At 71.5% G+C, this 20,783-nt stretch carries 18 protein-coding genes and 1 tRNA gene; 9 read left to right on the top strand and 10 right to left on the bottom strand.

What is annotated here, in order from left to right; all coding sequences use genetic code 11:
* Nucleotides 1-39 precede the first annotated feature (39 nt).
* Together AB0Q96_RS23480 and AB0Q96_RS23475 are read left to right on the top strand one after the other, a co-directional pair.
* The gene (locus tag AB0Q96_RS23480; RefSeq protein WP_365328480.1) at nucleotides 40-1,734 is read left to right on the top strand and encodes a CAP domain-containing protein; all 1,695 of its coding nucleotides are present in this window, start codon (nucleotides 40-42) and stop codon (nucleotides 1,732-1,734) included.
* 234 nt (nucleotides 1,735-1,968) lie between these two features.
* Nucleotides 1,969-2,355: a hypothetical protein gene (locus AB0Q96_RS23475; protein ID WP_365328478.1), complete on the top strand. Its 387-nt coding sequence runs from the start codon at nucleotides 1,969-1,971 to the stop codon at nucleotides 2,353-2,355.
* 9 nt (nucleotides 2,356-2,364) lie between these two features.
* On the opposite strand, the gene AB0Q96_RS23470 is transcribed toward AB0Q96_RS23475, so the two are convergent.
* The 4 genes from AB0Q96_RS23470 to AB0Q96_RS23455 all read right to left on the bottom strand — a co-directional run bounded on the left by AB0Q96_RS23470 (nucleotide 2,365) and on the right by AB0Q96_RS23455 (nucleotide 6,256).
* Nucleotides 2,365-3,636, bottom strand: coding sequence for an MFS transporter (locus AB0Q96_RS23470; RefSeq protein ID WP_365328849.1), 1,272 nt, complete (start codon nucleotides 3,634-3,636; stop codon nucleotides 2,365-2,367).
* A gap of 17 nt (nucleotides 3,637-3,653) precedes the next feature.
* On the bottom strand, nucleotides 3,654-4,193 hold the full coding sequence (locus AB0Q96_RS23465; RefSeq protein WP_365328476.1) for a helix-turn-helix domain-containing protein: 540 nt from the start codon (nucleotides 4,191-4,193) through the stop codon (nucleotides 3,654-3,656).
* Between the two features lie 145 nt (nucleotides 4,194-4,338).
* Entirely contained in the window at nucleotides 4,339-5,574 is a 1,236-nt protein-coding gene (locus AB0Q96_RS23460) for an SGNH/GDSL hydrolase family protein (protein WP_365328474.1), read from the bottom strand.
* A gap of 85 nt (nucleotides 5,575-5,659) precedes the next feature.
* The gene (locus AB0Q96_RS23455; protein ID WP_365328472.1) at nucleotides 5,660-6,256 is read right to left on the bottom strand and encodes a WHG domain-containing protein; all 597 of its coding nucleotides are present in this window, start codon (nucleotides 6,254-6,256) and stop codon (nucleotides 5,660-5,662) included.
* Between the two features lie 356 nt (nucleotides 6,257-6,612).
* Here AB0Q96_RS23455 and AB0Q96_RS23450 point away from each other — a divergent pair, with 356 nt between their 5' ends.
* Complete coding sequence (locus tag AB0Q96_RS23450; RefSeq protein ID WP_365328470.1) at nucleotides 6,613-8,943, top strand: phospholipase D-like domain-containing protein; 2,331 nt, start codon at nucleotides 6,613-6,615, stop codon at nucleotides 8,941-8,943.
* 68 nt (nucleotides 8,944-9,011) lie between these two features.
* Here the strand turns inward: AB0Q96_RS23450 and AB0Q96_RS23445 are convergent, their stop codons facing one another.
* Entirely contained in the window at nucleotides 9,012-10,139 is a 1,128-nt protein-coding gene (locus tag AB0Q96_RS23445; protein WP_365328468.1) for an NADH:flavin oxidoreductase, read from the bottom strand.
* A 118-nt stretch (nucleotides 10,140-10,257) separates the two neighbouring features.
* Between AB0Q96_RS23445 and AB0Q96_RS23440 the strand changes: the two genes are divergently transcribed.
* From AB0Q96_RS23440 to AB0Q96_RS23430, 3 genes are all read left to right on the top strand, one after another.
* The gene (locus AB0Q96_RS23440) at nucleotides 10,258-10,704 is read left to right on the top strand and encodes a MarR family transcriptional regulator (RefSeq protein ID WP_365328466.1); all 447 of its coding nucleotides are present in this window, start codon (nucleotides 10,258-10,260) and stop codon (nucleotides 10,702-10,704) included.
* 142 nt (nucleotides 10,705-10,846) lie between these two features.
* Entirely contained in the window at nucleotides 10,847-11,068 is a 222-nt protein-coding gene (locus tag AB0Q96_RS23435) for a hypothetical protein (RefSeq protein WP_365328464.1), read from the top strand.
* A 253-nt stretch (nucleotides 11,069-11,321) separates the two neighbouring features.
* A complete protein-coding gene (locus AB0Q96_RS23430; RefSeq protein ID WP_365328462.1) occupies nucleotides 11,322-12,341 on the top strand; it encodes a DUF4073 domain-containing protein in 1,020 nt (339 codons plus the stop codon).
* Nucleotides 12,342-12,456: 115 nt separating this feature from the next.
* Here the strand turns inward: AB0Q96_RS23430 and AB0Q96_RS23425 are convergent, their stop codons facing one another.
* The 3 genes from AB0Q96_RS23425 to AB0Q96_RS23415 all read right to left on the bottom strand — a co-directional run bounded on the left by AB0Q96_RS23425 (nucleotide 12,457) and on the right by AB0Q96_RS23415 (nucleotide 16,255).
* Nucleotides 12,457-13,269 (bottom strand): DUF817 domain-containing protein, encoded by an 813-nt coding sequence (locus AB0Q96_RS23425; protein ID WP_365328460.1) that lies wholly within the window; start codon nucleotides 13,267-13,269, stop codon nucleotides 12,457-12,459.
* Nucleotides 13,270-13,336: 67 nt separating this feature from the next.
* A complete protein-coding gene (locus tag AB0Q96_RS23420) occupies nucleotides 13,337-13,888 on the bottom strand; it encodes an EF-hand domain-containing protein (protein WP_365328458.1) in 552 nt (183 codons plus the stop codon).
* Nucleotides 13,889-13,954: 66 nt separating this feature from the next.
* Nucleotides 13,955-16,255, bottom strand: a complete 2,301-nt coding sequence (locus AB0Q96_RS23415) for a molybdopterin-dependent oxidoreductase (RefSeq protein WP_365328456.1) — start codon at nucleotides 16,253-16,255, stop codon at nucleotides 13,955-13,957.
* Nucleotides 16,256-16,640: 385 nt separating this feature from the next.
* Here AB0Q96_RS23415 and AB0Q96_RS23410 point away from each other — a divergent pair.
* Nucleotides 16,641-16,715 (top strand) — tRNA-Val (locus AB0Q96_RS23410).
* Between the two features lie 80 nt (nucleotides 16,716-16,795).
* On the opposite strand, the gene AB0Q96_RS23405 is transcribed toward AB0Q96_RS23410, so the two are convergent.
* On the bottom strand, nucleotides 16,796-18,070 hold the full coding sequence (locus tag AB0Q96_RS23405; protein ID WP_365328454.1) for a family 16 glycosylhydrolase: 1,275 nt from the start codon (nucleotides 18,068-18,070) through the stop codon (nucleotides 16,796-16,798).
* Nucleotides 18,071-18,445: 375 nt separating this feature from the next.
* On the opposite strand from AB0Q96_RS23405, the gene AB0Q96_RS23400 reads away from it, so the two are divergent.
* Nucleotides 18,446-19,384, top strand: a complete 939-nt coding sequence (locus tag AB0Q96_RS23400) for a hypothetical protein (protein WP_365328452.1) — start codon at nucleotides 18,446-18,448, stop codon at nucleotides 19,382-19,384.
* A 71-nt stretch (nucleotides 19,385-19,455) separates the two neighbouring features.
* On the opposite strand, the gene AB0Q96_RS23395 is transcribed toward AB0Q96_RS23400, so the two are convergent.
* Nucleotides 19,456-20,028 (bottom strand): DUF2238 domain-containing protein, encoded by a 573-nt coding sequence (locus AB0Q96_RS23395; RefSeq protein ID WP_365328847.1) that lies wholly within the window; start codon nucleotides 20,026-20,028, stop codon nucleotides 19,456-19,458.
* A gap of 307 nt (nucleotides 20,029-20,335) precedes the next feature.
* On the opposite strand from AB0Q96_RS23395, the gene AB0Q96_RS23390 reads away from it, so the two are divergent.
* On the top strand, nucleotides 20,336-20,671 hold the full coding sequence (locus tag AB0Q96_RS23390; RefSeq protein WP_365328450.1) for a hypothetical protein: 336 nt from the start codon (nucleotides 20,336-20,338) through the stop codon (nucleotides 20,669-20,671).
* Nucleotides 20,672-20,783 lie beyond the last annotated feature (112 nt).

Here is a 20,783-nt window from a genome sequence, read left to right as displayed (position 1 = left end):
ACAGGGTTCTCCACAAGGGGCGAGGGAAGGGCGGTCGGCGTGCAGCGGACGACGGGTTTTGAGCGGCTGACGGATGCGGAGCTGATACAGGCGGCGCAGTACGGGGATGCCTGGGCGCGGGAGCAGCTGATCGGTGGTTGCCGGCCCCTTGTCCACGCGCTCGCGGCCCGTGCTCTGGAGGGCCGGCCCGGCTCGGACGCCGCGGTGCACGCGGTGGTGCGGGACACGCTGGGCCGTGCCGAGTTCGCGCTGGGCACCCTCCCGTCGCCGGACGCGTTCCGCTCCTGGATCGTCGGGATCGGCGTGGCGAGCACGCTCGCGCACGCGGCGGGCGTTCCGGTCCAGGCCGTCCCGGTCGGCGGTCCTTCCGCGGCTGCCTGCTGGCTCGACATCCAGGATGCCGTGCTGGCGGCCCTGTGGTCGCTGGAGCAGGAGGGCCTCCTGGGGCGCTTCGAGACGGCGGCGGCGCTGCACTGGTCCCCGCAGCAACTGGCGCTGCGCCTGGACGAGGTGCGGGTGCGCCTGGACGCGGCGCGTTCGGTCACGACCGCTCTGGCCCGCGCCCCGCGCTGTCCCGCCCTCGATGAGCGGGCTGCCGCGTGGGACGGGTATCCCGACGCCGGCTGGCGTGACGAGCTGGCCGGGCACACGGTCCGTTGCGGGCACTGCGCGACCGGGTTCTCCGTGGCGGGCGTCGTCGGCACACCCCCGGCGTACGCGGCGACCGGCGCGGGCGCGGGCGGGCCGGGTGGTGCCTACGCCGGTTTCGGCGCGTCCGGCGTGGCCGGGGCCGAAACCCTCGCCCCGACGGAGACGTTCACGGCCGTTCCCACCGGTGCCGCTGCCGGTGCGGCTGCCGGTACGCCCGGGTACCCCGCCCCCGAGGAGCGGACCGCCACCGTCGCCGCAGCTGGGCGACGTGGCACCCGGGCCGACCGTCGGCGTCGTCGTCAGACCGACGAGCGCAACCGCCGCCGCGTGGTCGTCGCGGCGGGCCTGGCGGTCGTCGCGGTCACCGGCGGTGCGTTCACGCTGAACGCCGGACGTGGCGGTGACGAGGACCTGCTGGAAGCCAACCGGGCCGCGGCCCCGGGCCTCGATCTCCCCCTGACGAACGACCCCGGCACCCTCACGGCCTCGCCGTCCAGCACCGCGACGTCCCCCTCCGCGTCCGCGTCCGCTTCCGCGACGCACACGCCCGGGGCACCGAAGTCGCCCACGGCGACCTCCAGCAAGGCCCCACGCCCCACCACGGCGGCGCCCGCCCCCAAGCGGACCACCGCACCCGCCGCCACCCCGCCCGCCAAGCGGCCGAAGACGACCCCCACCGGCGGCTCCCGGCAGAACACCGGCCAGTCCTCGGCGGCCGAGCAGGTCGTCGCCCTCGTCAACGCCGAGCGCGCCAAGGTCGGCTGTAGCCCGCTGACCTCCAACGCCACTCTCGCCAGGGCGGCCCAGGGGCACTCCGACGACATGGCGGCCCGCGACTTCTTCGATCACACCAACCCCGACGGCGCCGGTCCCGGCGAACGGGTGACTGCCGCGGGCTACCCCTGGTCCACGTACGGCGAGAACATCGCCATGGGCCAGAGCAGCCCGGAGCAGGTCATGGACTCCTGGATGAACAGCCCCGGCCACCGCGCGAACATCCTCAACTGCGACTTCAAGGAGATCGGCATCGGCATCCACGACGCCGGCGGTCCGTACTGGACCCAGGTCTTCGGCGCCCGCTGACCTTCAGGGCGGGGCGGATGCGGGGGTCTTGCCGCCCAGGAACGATCGCGGCGACCGGCAGGAGAATTCGAGGGTCCGTGTTCGAAGTGATCTTGCCCGGCGTGGGAGCGGCCGAGGGCCGAGGGACGACGGTCGAGAAGCGAAGGAGAAGTCATGAGGTGTGCATACTGCCGGCGTGAAGTCGTGTGCCGGCCGCCGGCGTTCGGCGGCCCGCCTTGCCTGGGGCAGGTCCACGTGCACAGCAACGAGGAGGCATGCTTCCCCGAGCAGGGGGCGGCGAGCTCGCGCGCCTGGCCGCCCGGTGGGTGCGGCTGCAAGGACCGGGACCTGAAGGCATTCATGAGCGACCGGCCTGCTCCTCCGCCCCCGCCGCCGAGGGACGGTACGGAACAACTGGCCGAGGTCGGCAAGGCGTTCCTCGGTCTCGCACCGGGTGCGGCGGTGAAGGTCGTCGAGCTGGTGGACGGCGCGGGCGTGTGCGTCGTACAGGCCGGGCGTGGGGGCGGCAAAGTGTACGTCGCACCGGACCGGACCGTCCTGTTCGTCTCGTCCGCCATGGACTTCGACAACGGGCTCGCGGCTTTCCTCGGCGGCGCCCGCACCCCCGCGAGGGGGCTGTGAAGACAGGCTTTATGCGGCTGGCTCCGCGATCCGGTCCGCGTCCGCGGATTCCGAGCGGTCCGGTTCCTCCGCCGGTGCGGCGGCGCGCAGGGCTGCTTCGACCCGGCGGTTGGTGGTCATGGTCGAGGTGACGGCCGTCATGGCGAGGAGGAGGCCGGCGGCGGCGTAGAGCGGGGTGCGAATGTCGTACGTGGTGGCCAGCCAGCCGCCGAGGAAGGCGCCGATGGGGGCGGCGCACATGGCGAGCATGCGGGAGGTGGAGGCCACCCGGCCCATGAGGTGGGCGGGGACGATGGCCTGGCGCAGCGAGGGGGCGAGCACCATCGTGGCGCCCATGCCCGCTCCGCAGACGGCGAGCGCGAAGCCGGCGACGTACGGGTCGGAGGCGTTGGCGAGGCCCAGGATGGCGAGTCCCTCGATGGCGGCTGTGCAGGTCAGCGCGGTGCCGGTGCCGAGTCGCCGGCCGAGGCGGGAAGCGATGCCCGCCCCGAGCAGGCCGCCGACCGCCTCCGCGGTCAGGAGCAGGCCGAAGCCGAAGGTGCCGATGCCGAGGCGGTCGTGCGCGAAGAGGGCGAGGACGGTCTCCACGGCGAGGAAGGCGATGTTGCCGACCGCCGGGCGGAGCGCGAGCCCGAGCAGCAACCGGTCCCGGAAGACGTACGAGGCGCCGGCCCGCGCCTGCCGGAGCAGCGACTCGCGGGCCTCCGGCGCGGGCCGGGGCATGGCGGGCAGCGACCGTACGAGCAGTGCGGAGACCGCGAACGACACCGCGTCGGCGATCAGCGGAACCGCTCTCCCGAGCGTCAGCAGGGCGCTGCCCGCAGGCGGCCCCGCGAAGCCGGACGCGGCGGTCTGGGCGCCGCGCAGACGGGAGTTGGCGCGCTCCAGGAGTGCCGGGTCGCGGCGGAGCAGGTCCGGCAGGTAGGCCGTGGCGGCCGTGTCGAAGAAGAGTCCGCCGACTCCGAGGAGGAAGGCGACGGCCGCGAGCAGCGGAATGCTCAGCATGTCGAGCACGGCCGCCGCCGCGGGTATCGCGAGCAGCAACGCGCGCGCCGCGTCGGTGACCCACATCGTGCGCCGGCGGTCCCAGCGGTCCACCAGCGCACCGCCGAGCACCCCGAACAGCAGCCACGGGAGCGTTCCGGCGGCGGTGACGACGGCGAGCGCCATCGGATCCCGCGTCAGCGTCAGCGCGAGCAACGGCAGCGCGGCGTGCGACACCCCGTCACCGAGCGCGGACACCGTCTGCGCGGTCCACAGCCGCCCGAAGCCGGCCGGCAACTTCTCGGTACCCTGCTTCACTTGGCGCCCCCTTCGGCCTGCCGGCCCTGAGTCGGGTGGAACAGTGCGAAGACGAACGACGCGTCCGGCAGCGACGGGTCGGACAGCTGCCGGTACTCGTTCGCGAGAGCCTCCAGTCGCGCCCCCAGCTGTGCGAACTGCTCCTCGGTGAGCCGCAGATGCGCCATCCCCACGTGCCGCTCGGCATCCACCGGCGACGCCTCCAGGTCCGCCACCGCATGCCGCATCAGCATGTCCGGGCCCCCCTCGCCCGGATCCGGCAGCGTGATCGACCGCGCGGCCATGGCGTAGTACCGCTCGGTGACCCCCCGGACCTTCCGGGTCCGTACGACCTTCACCAGCCCGGCACGCTCCAGCAGCCGCACGTGGTAGCTGGAACTTCCCTTCGCGAGGCCGACCCGCTCGGCGATCTGAGTGATCGTCGAGGGCTCGAAGCGCAGTACGGCCATGATCCGGTGGCGCGTGAGATTGGAGACGGCGCGCAGCTGCTCGTCCGTGGTGACGTGAAACGTCTCGGGAAGATCGTCGGTAGGCATGCCCCCAATGGTCAACAGTTCTTGACCATTGCGCAAGGGGTTTCCTCCATCAACCTTCCGCGGCGGGCTGCCGAGCACGTCAGGCCGTGTCCGAATGGCGGCAGTCTTCTTCCGGGGTCTCCGAAGTCTCCGGTGTCTCTGGGGTCTACGGAGCGAAGGGCCCCTCCTGCGCGAAGGCGTACCGCGCGAAGCGTTCGCCCATCAGACGGTGGGTGGGGGCGTCGGGATGCAGGTTGTCCGGGAGCGGGAGGGAGTCGGCGTCGGACGGGCCGTAGAGGTGTCTGCCGTCGAGGTGGAAGAGGTGGGGATCGTCGGCGGACCGCTGGGCGATGACGCGGGCCAGTTCCGTTCGTACGGTGTTCAGCGTGAGCTTGCCGGTGGCCGTCTCCGCTGGGTCGCCGGCCGCAAGGAAGGAGAGCCGGCCGGAGCTGAGCGCGGAGGTGTCCGGGAGGGTAGGGCCGGGAGTGTCCTCGTGGATCGGGCACTGGATGGGGGACACGACGAGCAGCGGCGTCGTCGGGTGGCCCTCGCGGATGGTGTCGAGGAAGCCGTGCACCGCGGGCCCGAAGGCGCGGAGCCGCAGCAGGTCGGTGTTGACGAGATTGATGCCGATCTTGAGGCTGATCAGGTCGGCGGGTGTGTCCCGGAGGGCACGGGCGGTGAAGGGATCGAGCAGCGCGCTGCCGCCGAAACCCAGGTTCACCAGGCTCACGCCACCGAGGCGGGAGGCGAGGGCGGGCCAGGTCGTGCTCGGGCCGGCGGCATCGGAACCGTGGCTGATCGAGCTGCCGTGGTGCAGCCATACACGGCGCCCTCCGGCGCCGAGCGGCGTGACGGGGGCGTCCGTCCGCAGGGCGACCAGCTCGGTGGTCTCGTTGTGCGGGAGCCAGATCTCCACGACCTTGTCGGCGTCCGGGAGATCCGCGAAGCGCAAGGTCGCCACCGGTCCGGGTTCGGTCCGCGACCGGCCGGTGGCCAGGTCGACGGTCATCACGTTGCCGCCGTGGGCGACGCCGCTCGCGACCGGCCGCCCGTCGACGTACAGCTCGTACAGGCCGTCGGGGCGCGGGGGAGCCCCGGGGTAGACGCGCTTGGTGGGCAGCGTGTCCAGCTCGACGCGGGTCGCCCGGGTGCGGAACGCCAGCCGGACGCCGGAGGGTTGTGCCTCGGCCATGGCCAGCTGGGGGTCGGTGTTCTGGGCGCGGGCCCGGGCGGGGAGCCGGTGCGGCAGCAGACCGTTCGCCGTACGCTCCAGCTCGATCGCTCCGAGCACGAGGTCGGCGATCGCGCTGGTGGCGATGGCAGCGGTGGCGCCGGCTGCGGCGCAGGCGCCTGTGTCGGTGGCAGTGGGCGCGGGCGTCGGGGTGTTCTCGGTGTCCATGTCTCGCTCGTCTTCGCCTTCGTCTCGCGTGTCTCGTGTCGTGCGTCGCGCGTGGCGCGTGGCGTCTCGCGCGTCTTCGTTCGTGTCAGGACGGCCGGAGGGGCTGGGAGCCGCCGGTCGGCCAGTGGCGGAGGGCGACGTCCAGGGCGTCGACGATCCGGGTCCAGCTCTCCCTGCTGTCCGGGGCGCTGTGGCTGAACGCCCCGCTGAGTTCCAGGTCCGCGTAGCCATGGAAGACGCTGCCGAGCAGGCGTACGGCATGCGTGGCCTCCGGCTCGGGCAGCTCGTACCCGTGCAGGATCGCCCGCATCATCCGCGCGTGCCGGGGCCCCGCGCTCGCGGCCGCGACCTCCGGGGCCAGCGGCAGCCGGGCGGCGGCGTAGCGGCCGGGGTGCGAGCGGGCGTAGTCGCGGTACACCTCGGCGAACGCCTCCAGCGCGTCCCGCCCCGCCCGTCCCGCCAGCGCGGCGGCCCCCTCGTCGGCCATCTCCGCCAGTGCCAGCAGGGCGATCCGGGTCCGGAGGTCCTCGGAGTTCCGCACGTGCGAGTACAGACTCGCGGGCTTCACTCCGACGTGCCGGGCCAGCACGGAGACGGTGACCTGGTCGAACCCCAGCTCGTCCGCGAGATCCGCCGCCGTCCGGACCAGCCCCTCCGCGGTGAGTCCTACCCGTGCGGCCACGATGCCTGCTCCCGTCCTCGTCGTCTCACAGCCCTCGATGCCTGATCTCCGATGGCCTGTGCCTACGCTTTTTCAATCTTTGCCTACGTCTATTAGGCAGCATCCTGATGGGTTGAGGCAAATGGGGGTGAGTAGTCTGCCGTGATCCATCGCACCCAGAAGAGAAGGGAAGGCGCATGCGGATATCACGAGCACGGCTCGTGCTCGCGGCCCTGATGACGGTGCTCGCGACCTTCAGCCCGGCGGCGGCCTCGGCTGACTCCGCGTCAACATCATTACAGGCACGCGTGAAGGCAGCCGCGCAGGCTCCCGCGCAGGCACTTGCGCCAGTGCCTACGGCGGGTGCGGAGTCACCCGTGGTCACCACGCCGACGGGGACGCTCCAGGCGTTCTTCAGCCGGCCGACGATCAACTCCTTCGACAACTCCATCGAAGTGAACGTCATCCGCATGATCGACGCCGCGAAGACCGGCTCGGTCGTGCGCGTCTCCATCTACGCGATCGACCGACAGCCCGTCGCCGACGCCCTCGTCGCCGCGAAGGGGCGTGACGTCGACGTCAAGGTGATCGGGGAACGATGCCACGACGGGGAGACCGGCTGGGTCTGCCCCACCGCGGACGCCGAACTGCTCCCCGTACAGAAGGACCTGACGAACCGTCTGGGCCTTGGACGGACGACGTGGTGCTGGAAGGGCTGCCTGCGCAACGACATCGAGAACCACGACAAGTTCTGGCTCTTCAGCTCCCTCGGCGACGGCCGCACCAACGTGGTCGCCCAGTCCTCCCACAACATGGGCACCGGCAGCTACGCGCTCCACAACGACCTGCTCGTCAGCGCCGGTGACCCCGCGATCTACGCCGCCTACCTCGGGGCCTGGAACCGCATGTGGACCGTCGAAGCGGCAGGCGGCGCCGAGACCTGGACCGACACGAACGGCGGTTACGGGATCGGGCACGGCGGGACCGTCGAGTCGTGGTTCTACCCGCGCGCGTCCGCCGACGACGACATGCTCGCGACCCGCATCGCCGCGGTCCCGTGTGCCTCGGGCGGACGCATGCGCATCGCGATGGCCAGCTGGAGGACCGACCGCCCGCTCGTCGAGGCGGCGTTGCGCAAGAGCGCCCAGAGCGGCTGCCGCATCGAGGCCGTGATCAGCGCGGGAGCCGAGGACGGCGCGAAGTTCCTGCCCCCGCTCGGGGTGCCGGTCTTCGTCCTGCCGGGCGGCGGTTGCAGCCGCGACCCGCAGGCTCCGAAGATGGACGGCAGCCCGGGCCGCCAGTGCTCGAACTACCTGCACTCGAAGTACGTCCTGCTGGAGTGGACGGGGGCCGGCGGCGTCCCCGAGCGACACGTCTACACCGGTTCTGCCAACCTCTACGGCCCCACGCTCACCAAGACCGACGAGTCCTCGCTGCACATCGCGAACGCGGCCATCTACGACGCCTACGCGGCCGACTGGCAGACGCTGCGCGACTCCACCGTCAAGTTCCTGCCCGAGCGCTTCCCCGACGCCGCCCTGACCGCTGGCGTCAACTCCGAGTCCGGCGGCGACCAGCGGGCCCCCGCGGTCGCGGCGCGCAACGGCTGGACGGCGGCCGTCTGGGAGAGCCAGGGCACGCTCGGGGCCGGTCACCCGATCCACGTGTGGCTGCGCGTCTTCAAGGACGGCGTCAGCCAGTTCGAGACGCGCGTGTCCATGGACACCACGAGCGCCGACGGCGCCCACGTCGACCCGGACGTCGACATCGACGCGAACGGCAACGCCGTCGTCGTCTGGACCGAGGACGCCGACGGCAACGGCCAGGGCAACATCGCCGTCCGCCGCTACGGACCCACCGGACAGCTCCAAGGCACCAGTTGGGCCAACGACGACGACTGGGCGGGAGCCCAGATCGAGCCCGCCGTCGCCACCCGAGACGACGGTTCCTTCGTCGTCGCATGGCAGAACGACCCGAACGGCACCACCGGAGTGCGCCTGCGCGAGTTCACCTCCATCACCCAGACCGCCCAGCCGGCCTCGCGCCGGGTCGGCGCGACCACCGGCGCCAACGGCGTCCCGGACCTCGCCGTGGACCCGACCGGCAACGTGTTCGTCGTCTGGCAGGAGGACGCCGACGGGAACGGCTCCTCCAACATCGCCGGCGCCGAGTACGCCCGCGCCGGGACGGTCCTGGTCGCCCCGCGCACGCTCAACACGAAGGTGGACGGACAGCAGGAGCGACCCGTGGTCTCCGTCGACGCACAGGGCCGCCCGGTGGCCGCCTGGCAGGGCAACGCCGGCGGGAAGTGGCAGATCAGCGTCGGCGGCTTCGACGCGTCCCTAGGCCAGCGCTTCACCGAACGCACCGTCGACGGCGGGGCGGGCAGCCAGACCGGTCAGGTCCAGGGCTCGCCGGCACTGGCCGTCGCCGCCGACGGGTCATTCCTGACGGCCTGGAACGACGTCTACGGAGGCGTGTACGGCACCGACATCTACGCCCGGGGCTTCAACGCCGACGGCACCACCACCGACCGCTTCCCCGACACGCGCGTCTCCCCGCTCGCCTTCGGCGACCAGAACCACCCGGGCCTCGGGATGCGACCGGACGGCACGGTCGACCTCTTCTACGCCGACGACTTCGACGACAACGGCTACCACGAGATCTACCGCCTGTCCGGCCTGAAGAACACCGGCATGGCCCCCTGACCCACCGGCACGGGCCCGCACGGGCCGCACGAACCCGCGCGGGTTCGTGCGGCCCGCGCGGGCTCGGCTCAGCTCAGGGTCTGGACCGCCGCCGCGTCGTACGCCTTCAGCTCGTCGGTCCGGCCCGCGAGGACCTTGGCCGCCCACTCCGGGTCCTGGAGCAGCGCGCGGCCGACGGCGACCATGTCGAACTCGTCCCGCTCCAGACGGTCGAGAAGCTCGTCGATGCCCTGGAGCGGCGCGCCCTCGCCCGCGAAGGCCTGGATGAAGTCGCCGTCGAGACCGACCGAGCCGACGGTGATGGTGGGCAGGCCGGTGAGCTTCTTGGTCCAGCCCGCCAGGTTGAGGTCCGAACCGTCGAATTCGGGGATCCAGTGGCGGCGGGTGGAGGCGTGGAACGCGTCCACACCGGCGGCGGCCAGCGGGGTCAGGATCGCCTCCAGCTCCTCCGGCGTCTCGGCGAGCCGGGCGTCGTAGGCGTCCTGCTTCCACTGCGAGTAGCGGAAGAGCACCGGGAAGTCGGCCGAGACGGACGCGCGGACCGCGGCCACGATCTCGGCGGCGAACTTCGTACGGGCCACGGGGTCGCCGCCGTACGCGTCGGTGCGCCGGTTCGTCCCCGCCCACAGGAACTGGTCGATCAGGTAACCGTGGGCACCGTGGAGCTCGACGCCGTCGAAGCCGATGCGCTCGGCCGCCGCGGCGGCCTCGGCGAAGGCGCCGATGACGTCGTCGAGGTCGCTCCGGGTCATCTCCTTGCCGGCGCCCTCCGTGCCGTCGGTGCGGATGCCGGAGGGGCCCATGGCCGGGGCGTCGGGGAAGGGCGCCTGGCCCTGCTGGCGCACCATGCCGATGTGCCAGAGCTGCGGCACGATCGTGCCGCCCGCCGCGTGCACGTCCTCGGCGACCTTCGCCCACCCCGCGAGCTGCTCCTCGCCGTGGAACCGCGGCACACGGTCGCTCTGTCCCGCCGACGCGTGGCCGACGTACGTTCCCTCGGTGACGATCAGGCCCACGCCGGCGGCGGCACGGCGGGCGTAGTACGAGCGGACGTCCTCGCCGGGCACGCCGCCGGGGGAGAACATGCGCGTCATCGGCGCCATCACGATGCGGTTCGGGACGGTAAGGCCGTTCAGGGCCACGGGCCGGGAGAGGATCTCGGCCGCGCGGGAGGCGGGGGACGCGTTGACGGTCACAGGGGCGCTCCTCATGGCGTTTACTTGACAACCTTGATGCTTGAGAACTTCATGCAATAGGAAGAAGGTAGAGCCATATATTTGAGATGGTCAAGTTTCTCGGGATAGGCTGGGTCCCATGGCAGAAGCCCCTCGTGCGGAAGCGCCCGTCGACACGGACCGGCTCATGGAGCAGCTCTCGATGTCCTGGGGCGTCTACCTCGGCGACTTCACCCTCGCGGCGGCGAGCGAGAACCTCACCGCGAGCCAGGCCAAGGCGCTGACCGTGCTCCGCCGCGGACCCGCCGCGATGCGCGCGCTGGCCGAGACCATGACCTGCGACGCCTCCAACATCACCGGCATCATCGACCGGCTGGAGAAGCGCGGCCTGGTCCGCCGCGAAGCCGACGCGTCCGACCGGCGCGTCAAGAACGTCATCCTCACCGCCGACGGCGAGCGCGTCACCGACGCGATCCGCGCGAAGATGCGCACCACGCAGGACGGCCTGGACGGACTCGGCGCCGAGGAGCGCGACGCCCTCTGCCTCCTCCTGGAACGCGTCTTCGGCTGCCGCCCCACGAGGTGACCGCGCGACCCGGCGCATCCGGGCGACCGCATCCGGGCGACTGAACAGGCCCGTGCGCGGCCGCGGCCAGGACATTTGTCATCGCCAGGAGGTGACTCCACGACCTGCCCGGTGGCCCCCGGGTCTTCGTAGACTCCAGACCATGATGAACTCACGTAAACCCGGACAGGACGACGCCTGGGAAGGTGTCGTCACGAGCAAGTCCCGAGGCATGCTCGACGGCTCGAACCTGTACCACTTCGCCGAAGTTCGCCTGACCGACGGCGAACTCATCAAGGTCAGGATCGGCCGCCGACTCTGGAAGTCGCTGGAGGTCGACGACCGGCTCGTCAAGCGGCCGGGAGCCGACCCGGTCAAGGGGTAGCCCCCCCCGCCAAGTCCGCGTGGCGGGTGACAGCCTCTGCTCCGCGGGCGAGGCGACCCCCGGCAGACCCCTCGTCGAGTCGCGTTCACGCGGCGGACACCTCGTAGCGGGCAGCGGGTCGATCAAGTTGCGTATTCATAACGGGTCTAGATCAAACAGCGGTGGCCCCGGGAGCGTGTGCGGGGGCTGAGCGGCCGGGCGCGCCAGGAGGCGCGCCCGTCGGCGGCTGCCGCCCGTCGGAAGGAAACTCCCCGTGGATCGCAGATCTCTGCTCACCGTCGCCACCGGAGCGGTGGGCGCGGTCGCCGCCTCCCAGATACCGGCGAGCGCGATGACCCCCGCACACGCCGGTCCGGGCCGCCCGCTCACCACGTTCAACGTCATCAGCGACATCCAGGGCGACCTCCGGGACCTCGGTGTGGCGCTGGAGGACATGCACCGCACCAACCCGCGCAGTTCGGGCCTCGCGATCGCGGGCGACATCACACCGCGCGGGTACGACGCCGAGTACGCGGCCGTCAGCGCCGAACTCGCCCACCACACCCACCCGAGGACGCTCGCCTGGGCCATCGGCAACCACGAGTTCTACGTCCCCAAGTGGCGCAACCCGGCGACTCTCGCGCAGGACACCTGGCCCAACGGCACCACCGAGGACTCGCTCTTCAAGAGCTTCTACAACTTCGCCGGCCGCAACACGGTGTACGCGGAGCACTCCTTCGGCGGCATCCCGGTGCTCAGCCTCGGCACCGAGAAGTACATGCACTACCACGACCCCAAGCTGTGGGACGAGGTGTGGATCAGCGAGGCGCAGTTCACCTGGCTCGAGCAGCGCCTCGCGCACTGGGCGCGCCGCCGCAAGCCCGTGATGGTCGTGACCCACCACCCGCTCCCCAACACCGTCTCCGGCAGCCACAACCAGCTCTACTCCCGCGACTACCTCCAGTCGGACCGGCTCCTCGGGATCCTGGGCCGGCACCGCGACGTCTTCCTCTTCTGCGGCCACACCCACTGGGACCTCGCCCTGTCGGACTGGTACGTCCGCAGGGTCGTGCCCGGCACCGCGAATCTGGACGGCTTCTCCGTCATCAACACGGGCGCGGTGCAGAGCGGATACACGGACGACGGCAAGGGCGGGGAGGTGTCCGTCCCCGGCACGTTCAACCAGGGCCTCCAGATCGAGGTCTTCCACGACCGCGTCGTCGTCAAGGCACGGGACTTCGCGACCGGCACCTGGCTGAAGCAGATCACCGTCCCGCTCTCGACGGGCATCTGAGCCACGCGTGACCGGCGGGTGACGGCCGGGGGGAGGGGCGCCGGGCCGTCACCGGCGGCCCCTCTCGTCACCGTACCGACCGGCCCGGTCACGACCGGCCCAGTCACGGCGGGCTTCACGGCCGGCGGGTTCCCGGGCGGCGGCTTCCCGGGCGGCGGGTGGCGGCCGTGAGGACGACGGTGATGCTGATCAGCAGGGACCAGGCGCCGAACTTCTCCACGCCGACGGGCTGCCACCCGTGCAGCTGGTACGGGTAGCGCCAGGCGCCGACGTACGTGGCCAGGTTCTCCGCCAGCCACAGGAAGAAGCCGATCAGAACGAACGACAGCGCCAGCGGCATGCTCAGGCGGACGCCGCGCACCGTGAACCGTGCGGAGCTGCCCGCCGTGACCACCAACAGGAGCGCCGCCAGCGGCCAGCGCGCGTCCGGCAGCCAGTGATGGGTGAAGAAGTTGACGTAGATCGCCGCGGCCACCACCGCCGTGGACCGGGGCCGGTAGCGGACCAGCTCCAGATCGAAGAGGTGCCAGGCCCGACAGATGTAGCTGCCGACCGCCGCGTACAGGAACCCTCCGTACAGCGGTACGCCGGCGAACTTCAGCACCGCCGGCTCGGGATAGCTCCATGAGCCGAGGGACACCTTCACCAGCTCGAAGGCCAGCCCGATGACGTGGCAGACGGCGATGACGGCCACGTCCCGCCCGGTCTCCCAGCCGCGCAGCCAGAAGAGCAGGGTCAACAGCACGCCGTACCCGACGAGCAGGTCGTAGCGAGCCACCGGGAGACCGGGCAGCAGGCCGGACGCCGCCACCCCCGCGAGCAGCGCGATCGCGAAGGCGCAGGCCCGGGTCTGCCCCCAGGCGAAGGCGAGGAGGCCGCGGTAGGAGGCGGTCAGATTGCCGCTGAAGGGCGCTTGGATGCTCGGCATGGTGCGCTGTAGGACGAGGCCGACGGTGGGCGTGGTTGCGCCGGACGCCCGGCCGGCCGTGGGGCGGCTAGTCGGAGAGCCTGCCGAACAGGTGGTTGGCGGGAGCGTGGGGGTCGTTGCCGTAGAAGAACTCCGTGACCGCCTGGTGGAACTCGGCGCGGTCCAGCGCGCCGGAGCCGTCCCGGTCCAGAGCGGCGAAGACCGCGGCGCAGTTCTCGTCGGGAACACCGGCCACCGCGTCGAACATGAGCCGGAACTCCGCCTGGTCGATCCTGCCGTCACCGTCGAGGTCGACGAGGTCGAAGAAGCGATCGGTCACCGGCTCGACCTGGTGCGGGTACAGGGCGGGGTCGGTCAGGGCTCGTCGGAAACCTTCGGTCATCTCCCGCAGGTCGACCTTCCCGTCACCGTCCTGGTCCATCGGGGCGATCACGTTCCTCCAGAACTCGTCCATGCCCTCGGTGAGGAGGCGGGCGGCTGCGGAGTCCGGCGGGGTGCCGCGGGCGGCGATGTAACGCTCGCTCATCATGCGGACGTCGTGCTGGGTGATGAACCCGTCGCCGTCGACGTCGGCGCCCCTGAACCACTGGGCGTACTTGAGGTCTTGAAGTGCAGTCACGGCTGCGCACAGTATTCACGACGTTACGCACACGCAAACCGAGGGGTGGAAGGACGTCCGGTCCCCCTATCCGTGTTCGAGTTCTGGGGGCGTGAACGCGAGCACTTCGGGAAGGGGCCCGTCGTAGGGCTCCACGTCGACCAGCGCGGTGAGCGCACTCGGCCCTTGGGAAAGGCGCGAGCACGGTCGGTCGGCCGTGAGGACGTTCGGATTGCCGTGGCGGTCCAAGGTTCCGCTCAGCCCCGGCCGTACGGGATCCCACCATGCTCCGGTGGACAGTTGGACGACGCCCGGCATGACGTCGGCCGACAGGACCGCGCCCGCGAGGCAGCTGCCCCGGTCGTTGTGGACGCGAACGATCATGCCGCTCTCGATGCCGCGTGACTCCGCGTCCGACGGGTTCATCGTCACGGGTTCACGGCCACGGATCTTCGAATCGAGGCTGTGTCCACCGTTGTCGTACTGGCTGTGCAGGCGCGAGGAGGGCTGGTTCGAGATCAGATGCAGCGGGAACCGGTCCGACAGATCGCCGTGGAGCCACTCGGACGGTTCGAACCACGTCGGATGCCCGGCGCAGTCGTCGTATCCGTACGAGTCGATCTCCTCGGAGAAGATCTCGATCCGGCCCGACGGCGTCGGCAGGGGGAACCGCTGCGGATCCGAGCGGAGCGCCTCGAAGCTGCCGGGAAACGGTCCCGTCACGGCCGGCAGCTCCACGGTGGAGCTTCGCCAGAACGCGTCGAAGCCCGGCAGGGCGGCTTCGTCGCGGAGTTCGGCTCTCGTCTGTTCGTAGAGGTGCCGGACCCATTCGATCTCGGAACGTGACTCCGTGAACTCCCGCTCGTATCCGAGCCGGGACGCCAGGGCGGCGAAGACGCGGTGATCGGTGCGCGACTCGCCCGCCGGCTCGCGGACCTTCGGCATCGCGGTGAGGTGGGGGTCGGAGAACCCGGCGGCGAAGTCGTCGCGCTCCAGGCTGGTGGCGACGGGCAGGACGATGTCCGCGAACTTGGCCATGGTGTTCCACCACGCTTCGTGAACCACCACCGTGTCAGGAGTCTGCCAGGCTCGACTCAGCCGGTGGAGATCCTGGTGGTGGTGGAACGGGTTCCCTCCGCACCAGTAGATCAGCCGCAGCTCGGGCAGTGTCAGCCGCTGACCGTCGTAGTCGATGGCCCTGCCCGGATGCATCAGGGTGTCGGCGATCCTCGCGACGGGGATGAAATCCGCGACGGGGTTGGGAACTCCGGGGAAGGCCGCCACGGAGGGTCGGCCCCGGGCGACGCCGGTCGCGTCCATCGTCGCGTAACCCGCCCCCCACCCGCAGCCGGGCCGGCCCATCGAGCCCGCCATGGCGGCCAGTACGACGGACATCCAGATCGGCTGTTCGCCGTGGTCCGCCCGCTGGACCGCGTAGTTGACCATGATGAGCGAGCGCTGCGTGGTGAGGCGGCGAGCGAGGTCGATGAGCGCGTCGCGGCCGATGCCCGTGATCCCCGCCGCCCAGGCGGCGTCCTTCGGAACGCCGTCGAGCTCGCCCACCAGGTAGGAGGCGAAGCGGTCCCACCCGACGCAGCACCGGCGCAGGAAGTCCTCGTCGTGCCAGCCGTTGACCAGCATCGTGTGGGCGATGCCCAGCATCGCGGCGGTGTCGGTGTTGGGGACGACGGGTAGCCACTCGGCGTCGAGGAAGCCGGCGACATCGCTGCGGAGGGGGCTGACGTTCACGAACCGCACCCCGGCCTCACGGCACCGGCGCTGCAGGTCCCGTGTCCGGTGCCGGGCCAGCCCGCCCGGGTTGATCTGGCTGTTCTTGAGGGCCAGCCCTCCGAACGCCACCACGAACTCGCAGTGCTCGGCGATCTCGTCCCACATCGGCATCCGGGACTGGTAGCTCCAGGGATGCCCGCCGATCACGTGGGGGAGGATGACCTCCAGGGCCGCGGTGCTGTACGTGTTGCGAGAGTCCGTGTACCCCCCGCCCAACGCCAGGAACCGCTGGAGCTGCCCCTGCGCGTTGTGGAAGCCGCCCGCACTCGCCCAGCCGTACGATCCGCCGAACACGGCGCTGTCCCCGTGCTGCGAACGGACCCGACGCAGCTCGTCGCTCACCAGCGTGATCGCGTCGTCCCAGCTCACCTCCACGAAGGAGTCCGCGCCTCTGGCCGTGCCGTGCACGCGCGGCAGCCCGTCCAGCCAGCCCTTGCGCACCGCGGGGCGCAGCACGCGAGCCGCATCGTCGGCGGCGGCGACCATGCCGGGCCCGATGGGCGACGGCGCGGGGTCGTCGCCCCTCGGCTCGATGCGTATCAACCGGCCGGCGTCGACCACCGCGACGAAGCTGCCCCAGTGCGTCGCCACCGGCATGCGTCGCTCCACCGTGCATCAACTCCGTCCCTGAAGTCTCCGCCGCTCTCGCGCAAGGGCCGTTCGACGACCCGAGGGACGGAGGCTTCCCCTACGGCCGAGGGCCCAACCCCTTCGCTCGTCCCGCCGGCCCGTGAACGGCGTGGACCCCCGGCACGGGGGAGCCGGGGGTCCAGGAGCGGCACCGTCGAACGGGAAGGCGCCACACCTGAATCGTAGCCCTCAGTCGCCGAACGCACCCGATGTGTGACGAAGTCCGTCAGGTGGAGATGTCTCCCGCCGGGGAGGTCGCTGGGGGCGCCGCCGCGGATGCTGCCGGGGATGCTGCTGGGGAGGCGCGCATTGTCGCTGGTCAGGGCATGTCGTGTAAGATTCGGAACGTCCCGCGCGATTAGCTCAGCGGGAGAGCGCTTCCCTGACACGGAAGAGGTCACTGGTTCAATCCCAGTATCGCGCACCACACGGAGAAGCCCCCGCCCGCAGCTCGCGGACGGGGGCTTCTCCGTGTACGCGCCTACCGGCCGTCGGGCCGGTTACCGGTCAGCCGACCGTCCACTTCTGGTTCGCGCCGCCGCCGCAGGTCCACAACTGGAGCCGGGTGCCGTTCGCCGAGCTGTTGCCGGTCGCGTCCAGGCACTTGTCCGCCTGGATGTTCACGATGTCCCGTGCTCCGCTGACGGCCCAGCGCTGGGCCCCCGTGCCGTTGCAGTCCCACAGCTGCACGAGGGTCCCGTCCGCCGTGCCCCCGGAAGCCGCGTCGAGGCACTTGCCGAGCGCGCGGATCGTACCGTCCGACCCGACCGTCCACTGCTGGGCGGCGGTTCCGTTGCAGTCGTAGAGCTGGACGGGGGTGCCGTTGGCCGGGTTCGCCGCGGCGACGTCCACGCACTTGCCGCCGATGCCCGCGATCCGGCCACCCGTGCCGGGGGTGTCCCCGGTGGTGACGCGGACGTGATCCACGACGAGTTGGTTCGGGAAGGCGGTGGAGCCGTCCGGGTCACCGGGCCAGTAGCCGCCGACCGCCAGGTTGAGGATCAGGAAGAACGGCTTGTCGAAGACCCAGCTGCGGCCGCCCAGGTCGGCGGGCGTACGGGTCTGGTAGACGGTCCCGTCCACGGACCAGGTGATCCGGCCGGGCGCCCAGTCGACGGCGAAGGTGTGGAACGCGTCGGCGAACGCCTGCCCGCCGGGCAGTGTGTAGCCGGCGCCGATGCCGCCGGAGCCCGAGTAGCCCGGACCGTGCAGGGTGCCGTGGACGGTGGAGGGCTCGAACCCGACGTTCTCCATGACGTCGATCTCGCCCGAACCGGGCCAGCCGACCTGGCCGATGTCGTTCCCGAGCATCCAGAACGCGGGCCACATGCCCTGGCCGCGGGGCACCTTCATCCGCGCCTCGACCCGCCCGTACTGGGCGGTGAACTTCCCGGAGGTGTTGAGCCGCGCCGAGGTGTACTCGCAACGCCCGTACCAGCACTGGTAGTTGCCGGGGTTCTCGCGCCGCGCGGTGATGACCAGATGGCCCTGCCCGTCGAGGGCGGCGTTGGCGGCGCCCGCGGTGTAGTACTGCCGCTCGTGGTTGTTGACGTTGTCGCCGGTCTCGATCTGCCAGCGACCGGCGTTGACGGCGGAGCCGGCGGGACCGTCGAAGCCCTCGTCGAAGGTGACGGCGGCGGCCTGCGCGGCCGGGGCGACGCGGGTGTCGACCTCTACGGCGGGTGCGGGGGCGGTCGCGGCGACGCCGAGCAGCAGCACGGCGCCGGTGAGGGTCGAAAGGGCCTTGCCGAGGCGACGGCGGGGTGGGCGGGAGGAGTGCATGCTCTCTCTTCCGTCAGGGGTGTGGGGGGAGGGTCGAACGTTCCCGAGGCCCGATCTGACGACATGGGAATGGAATGGGCATGCGCATGACATGTCGTCGCTGCCAAGGAGGGCTCGACTCCTTTATTACCTCCATGATTTAAGAAGTAAGTTAAAGGCCCGTCAAGAGGTGCGCCGTGAGCGGATCCTCCCGGGACACAGAGCTTCGGCGCGGTCCCCTCCGCGCACGGCGCGGCGAGGCTCGTGGCCCTGGGCCCGCGCATTGGAGTGGTACGGAGACGGGGAACGGCGTGGTCCCCGTCGCGGCCGGTGCCGGTCCCTAGGGTCGGCGGAGGCACGGCAGAGGGCCGGCAGCCCCGATGCGGTGGGTGAGCGATGAGACGTACGACGGGCGATTCCGACACGGTGACCGCACGGGCCGCCGGACGGCCCACGACAGGCCGATGGGCCCGCCGGCTGGCTGCGGCGGTGGGCCTCCTGGCCCTGTGCGCACTGCCCGCCGGCGCGGCGGGCGCGACCGGCACCGGCCCGGGCCGGCCGCACGAGCCGACGCGTCTGTACGTGTCCGACTACGGCAACAACCGGGTGGTCGTCCTGCCCACGGGCGGCGGCACCCAGACCACCGTCCCCTTCGAGGGCCTCGTACGCCCGACCGGCATGGCGTGGGACGCCGGCGGACACCTCTACGTGTCGGACACCGGGAACAATCGCGTGGTTGTCCTGGCCACTGACGGCGGCGGCCAGTCCACCGTCCCGACCGAGGGGCTCTCGCGGCCCCTCGGTCTCGCCGTCGCCCGTGACGGAGACCTGTTCGTCGCCGACAGCTTCAACGACAGGATCGTGAGGATCGACGCGTCCGGCGGCGGGCAGACCCCCGTCCCGACCTCCGGCCTGCTGCACCCCTGGGGCCTCGCCCTCGACGCCGCGGGGAACCTCTACATCGCCGACTTCGTGAACGACCGAGTGGTCAGAGTGGCCGCCGACGGCAGCGGCCAGTCCACCGTCCCCACCGTCGGCCTCTCCCAGCCCACCGGGCTCGCCCTGAACTCCGCCGGTGACCTGTACATCGCCGACAGCGGCAACAACCGCGTCGTGAAGGTGGCGGCCCACGACGGGCGCCAGACGACGGTGCCCACCGACGACCTCGCCGATCCGCTGGGCCTCGCACTCGACGGCTGCGGCGGCCTGTACATCGCGGACGGCTTCCACAACCGGGTGGTGCGCGTCCAGGAGACCGGCGGCGGTCAGACCACCGTCCCTTCGACCGGCCTCAACACCCCGACCGGCCTCGCGTTCCCGCCGGTACGGCGATGAGCGCCGGCCCCGGCCAGGTGGAGGGGAGGCGGGGCGCAGCGGTGAGTATCCCGAAGCGCTGATCCCGTGTCCTATGCCGCCCCACCGGCCCGCAACGCGCGGAGCTGGCGGTCGTGGAAGCGGCTCAGCAGGACGACCGAGAGCGTCGCCCCGATCAGTGCGCAGAACATGTCCCACTGGGTGTCCCACACATCGCCCTGGGTCGCCAGGAAGTCGTCCGCGGCGTGCCCTCCGATCAGCGCGGCCGCCCATTCGAACATCTCGAAGACGGCGCTGAACGCGAGGCAGGCGCAGACGACGAGTGGGGCGAGCCAGCGGCTGCCGCGCAGGGGTGAGGTCCGCACCAGCAACTCCCGTACCAGGACGGCGGGGACGAAGCCCTGCATGAAGTGGCCGAAGCGGTCGTACGGGTTGCGTGCCAGTCCCAGGCCGTCGCGCACCCAGTCGCCCAGCGGGACCTGCGCGTACGTGTAGTGGCCGCCCAGGGCCAGCACCAGGGCGTGCGCGGCGAGCAGGAAGCACAGCAGGCCGGTGAGCGGGAACCGGCGGCTGCACAGCACGACCACGGGCAGTCCGATCAGGACCCACACGGTCTCCAGGAGCCAGGTCGTCGGGTCGTAGGCGTGCCAGGCCGAAAGCGCCATGCCGACGACGACGCCCACGACGAGGGCGATCGCCGACGGCCGTCTCCGGGAACGGGGGTGGAGGCGCGTGGGCGAGGTGAGAAGGTACTCGGGCACGGGGAGGCTCCTTCGGTCCAGGTGCCCCCATCGTGGCCTCGCCCGGAGCCGTGGACATGAGCACGACTACTCATTCCCGGACCGGGATTCACCCCCGTCCCGAGTGCCGCACACGCCCCCGACGTACCGCGGGCCAAGCGGCGCACCGGTTACCTCAGCGGATCCTCAAATCCCTTGCCCGAAGCGGCCCGAGGGACCGAGCATGATCGTTATGAGTGGATTTCCGGGCTGGGACAAGAAGACCGACGCCGTTCTCGTGGTCCGCGAGGCGGACACGATCGCGGACGCCCTGAGAGATGCGCTGGCCGAAGCCGCCCCCGACGAGCGGCCGGGTCTGGAGCGTGCGCTCGCCCTGGCCGAGGCAGCCGCCGCGGTTCCCGACGCCGCGCGGCGAGCCGAGTGGGTGCGCGCCCGGTTCGCCGCGGTCGGATTCACCGGGGACGTCGCCTCGATCGCGGCGGTCAAGGCGCTGCGGCAGGCGGAGCCGAAGCTGAGCCTGCTGGCCGCGGCTCAGCTCCAGAAGGACGCGGTGGCGCATCCCGCCTGACGCTCCGGGACCGGGGCACGGCGGCCACGCTTCGTAGCCACGGATCTCTCACCGCATGGCGGAGTCGCCGGGCGTCACGACGATGCCCCGCCCGCCCGCCCGCCCGCCCGCC

Source organism: Streptomyces sp. NPDC093111, from assembly GCF_040683955.1.
GTDB lineage: Bacteria > Actinomycetota > Actinomycetes > Streptomycetales > Streptomycetaceae > Streptomyces.
This window is presented reverse-complemented; position numbering and strand designations above follow the sequence as displayed.

Coding starts and splice junctions, on each gene's coding strand:
- AB0Q96_RS23465 (WP_365328476.1), bottom strand. CDS start 4,193: ATGCCTACCGACGATCTTCCCGAGACGTTTCACGTCACCACGGACGAG.
- AB0Q96_RS23435 (WP_365328464.1), top strand. CDS start 10,847: ATGATGAACTCACGTAAACCCGGACAGGACGACGCCTGGGAAGGTGTC.
- AB0Q96_RS23405 (WP_365328454.1), bottom strand. CDS start 18,070: ATGCACTCCTCCCGCCCACCCCGCCGTCGCCTCGGCAAGGCCCTTTCG.
- AB0Q96_RS23440 (WP_365328466.1), top strand. CDS start 10,258: ATGGCAGAAGCCCCTCGTGCGGAAGCGCCCGTCGACACGGACCGGCTC.
- AB0Q96_RS23460 (WP_365328474.1), bottom strand. CDS start 5,574: ATGGACACCGAGAACACCCCGACGCCCGCGCCCACTGCCACCGACACA.
- AB0Q96_RS23390 (WP_365328450.1), top strand. CDS start 20,336: ATGAGTGGATTTCCGGGCTGGGACAAGAAGACCGACGCCGTTCTCGTG.
- AB0Q96_RS23400 (WP_365328452.1), top strand. CDS start 18,446: ATGAGACGTACGACGGGCGATTCCGACACGGTGACCGCACGGGCCGCC.
- AB0Q96_RS23415 (WP_365328456.1), bottom strand. CDS start 16,255: ATGCCGGTGGCGACGCACTGGGGCAGCTTCGTCGCGGTGGTCGACGCC.
- AB0Q96_RS23425 (WP_365328460.1), bottom strand. CDS start 13,269: ATGCCGAGCATCCAAGCGCCCTTCAGCGGCAATCTGACCGCCTCCTAC.
- AB0Q96_RS23395 (WP_365328847.1), bottom strand. CDS start 20,028: ATGGCGCTTTCGGCCTGGCACGCCTACGACCCGACGACCTGGCTCCTG.